At 52.3% G+C, this 3,149-nt stretch carries 2 protein-coding genes; one reads left to right on the forward strand and one right to left on the reverse strand.

Features of this window, described 5'->3' with window-relative positions:
• Positions 1-154: 154 nt before the first annotated feature.
• Complete coding sequence (locus PQQ51_RS34140) at positions 155-487, forward strand: hypothetical protein (RefSeq protein WP_408501594.1); 333 nt, start codon at positions 155-157, stop codon at positions 485-487.
• Positions 488-882: 395 nt separating this feature from the next.
• Here PQQ51_RS34140 and PQQ51_RS34145 read toward each other — a convergent pair.
• The coding region (locus tag PQQ51_RS34145) for a hypothetical protein (protein ID WP_408501595.1) at positions 883-3,149 on the reverse strand (2,267 nt) is incomplete at its 5' end.

A 3,149-nucleotide genomic window follows, 5' to 3' on the forward strand; every position in this document is an offset into this window, starting at 1 on the left:
TGAGGTTTCGCATCGCTTGCCGCATCATGGGGAGGGGAGCGGGAAGAGCGTAAGCGGCTGAGCGGCGTTGCTGTTTATTCGATTCGAAGCGAACGCATGTTGCTGGAGAAAATTTCCTGCGACATGCGGTTTCGCTGGGTTGTTGGGCTGGGCAGTGACACTCGCCTACGCGATCGATGGCGAGTGCAGGCAGTTCTTAGGCAAAGGTGACATATCCTCGTCCCCTACCTCAGTGAAGCTGGTTGCCAGATGGGAATTCGACAGAGCAGGGGCTTGGGCACCGCGGGTCGTATTTGAGGTCTTTGTATTTGAACTCGCTGTAGGAATCGTGAATCGTCCTTCTGCTTCTGCTTCTGCTTCTGCTTCTGCTTCTGCTCCTGCTCCTGCTCCTGCTCCTGCTGAAGCGAGCATCGTCATGCTCGCCACCGTAATCGGACATAAACGCGATTTTATTGTCGTCGGAAAAGTCTGGGAGTTCAGGGATTAGCTGTAGCACCTCGGCCAGCACATGGCAAGATTAATGGTATGCGAGCTTGATTCTTATTCACTCTCGCCATGTATGCTCTGGCGCCCCAATGAGTGTCGATACGCGTCTGCTCGTCGGCGAAATCGATGTGTTAGTTGGCGATACGCACGACGCTGGTTTTCGCCAACCCATTTGTTGAATGAAGACTATAGATCCGTACACCTATCACTTCATGGACGCGATCGTGGCCGATCTTCCTCACACAATCAGCAGACTCGACGAGAGCATGATGGCGTAGGTGGACGTTCTCTATAAGTCGTTGGACAGCATTCAATCTTGATGTCGAAAGTCGAGGTAAAGGTTGGAGACGCTTGGCTCGACAATTAACTTCCGTAGTCGCTCCGGCGGGGTGCCGATTACTCAAAACGCTGCTCGCGTCTGTTATGTTCTGCAGCCTCGCGCTCCCGCTCCCGGCGAATTTTTTGCTCGAGAAGATCCGTTTCAGTCCTGACAACGGCCTTTACCGCAGGGTCAGGGTAGTTCAGCAATTCTGCGAGCGCTTTGGACCGAGCGTCAATGATGTCGGCAAGCGATCCAGACCAATTGCTAGGCCAGATATCTTCGTAGAACGTCTGAACTATGTATAACTTGTCGTCTGCCTCCTTTAGGAGCGACTTCGCGTGTTCGCTAAGCACCATGCTCTTCGGATTGTGATCTGATACATTTTCTCGGCTATTTGTAGAGTAGACATCTATCATTTTGGCAACCTTGGCAATGCGTTGTTGGTCCCCGTCGCACCACGCCAAGATCCTATCCACCGAAGCGTCATTGAGTGATGGGCTTTTCTTACCCATCCGTTCCCTGAGTATCCGCGTTCCTGCTTCGTAGTGGTCGTTGAGCATTGAGTCAAGGAACAATTCCGGATATCTCGTGATCATTGCTGTCGTGATCTCGGAAATATCAGATGCAAATAGCCGATACGTTTTTATTCCTTCGCAGAGAGACTCGATGATCTCCTTGGCATCACTCTGCGGCGTTGAAGGACTGAAAACTTCCCCGAGGACGCGTTCAACTCCATGCAACTGCGTTCGCCTTAGGTCATCCCGGTGAGCCGAGACAAATTGTCGAATGGCTGCTCTACCCGTCGCACATAGCTCCTCGCTCGGCGTGTAATTGCGGAGTTCTTTCTCAAAGAAGCGCATGGACAGTATCTGAATCGAGGAAAGGTAACCTTTGTTCAGTGCGTTGATTTCCACGAGGAGCGCTGCTAATTCGCTATCCGGAATTGCCTCATGTGCCCTCCCATAGCTGATTTGCTCGAAACGCCAAGCCTCGAGTTCGCCCTCGTGCGCGAGTTCCAGTAGCTTTTCCGATACCCAGGGGACAACCGGAACCGTTGTGAGAAGTGCGATCGCATATGGCTTCAGTTCAGAAATGTCCAATGCGTGCTCTACGAGTTGGCGCGCTTGACTAGCGTCTTGCTGATAGACCCCTTGCACGTAGCCCGTCAATAGATTAGGAAAGGCCGAGTCAGATCGATGCCTTTGAAACAAAGCGACGAGGAGATTGAACATCGAAAGGCAGTCCATGCTCCCAATCGCCAATCCTTCCCCAAACCACCAAATTGGCTGAACACGCATCTCCCAAAGTTTGGCGCCTAAGCGTTCGAGATACTCAGGTCGAGATGCTGCGAGCGTTCCCAATTTGACGACCTTGCCGTACATTTTCGCCGTGCTCTCTTGGTAGTTGGTGCCACGCAACTCGATATGGTCCCATGTGTCGACCAAGACATAAGCTTGAATCTCAGAGTAGAGATCGGATGGAGAGGTCAGCGTCTCGAGTAACTCAAGCCGAGCAATCAGTTCCGGGGTGTGCAGGTCTCGGTCGAAGTGAATGGTCTGCTTAATGGACCTCCACATCTCCGGCCATTCGCCGTTCCGCCCATAATCGAGGATGATCTGTTCGAGCGCATCGAAGCATTCTGCAGATGACCACAATCCGCGAAAATGGCTCGCTAGCAACGTCTTTGCCCAGTCCCGATCTTTCTGCTGTGTTGAGTTCAGGATGGGCAGCAACAACCGAATGTAGCCGAGGTACCAAGCAATGCTTTCGTCATGAGTGCTGGGACTCCAACCGGTGCCTCTCCTGCGCGCACCGAAATGAAACGTCCCGAAAGAGGTCCACTGATGCGTTTCGAAAGCGGAGTGGAAAAGCTGTCCGGCGATTTCTTGGTGTCTTGTGCTGCCGGAAGTGAGCAGCTTTTGAAGAAATACCTGTCGCCGCTCAGGCGTGGCCTCGGTCCCAGAAAGATGAAGTGAGAACAGTTGTCGCATCTGTCCGACGATGCTGTTATTGTTCTCACCATCTTTTTCGGTTTCGGCAAACTTTAGGAGTATTTCCACCGCGCAATTGAAGCTCTCATCCTCATAGGCAAGGTGGCATAGCAGGCTAACGAATCTATTGAAGTTCTTGTTCTCCCTCGATGCAAACCCAGGTTCCACAGATGCTTGTTTTATCGCTAGGAGTACCATGTCTGGAAAGACTGGTGCGACATAGTCCAACGCTACCAGGTAGTTGTCACTGCAAGCGGCAACATTGCCCAAAGGGCCACTCGATCGAATCCAAGTGAGGGCCAATTCCCTTGCTTGGTCGAAGTCGTGCAGATAGCCCAAGCGGTGCGCAC

Origin of the sequence: Paraburkholderia xenovorans (genome assembly GCF_046030735.1) — a bacterium.
Classification (GTDB): Bacteria; Pseudomonadota; Gammaproteobacteria; order Burkholderiales; family Burkholderiaceae; genus Paraburkholderia; species Paraburkholderia xenovorans_A.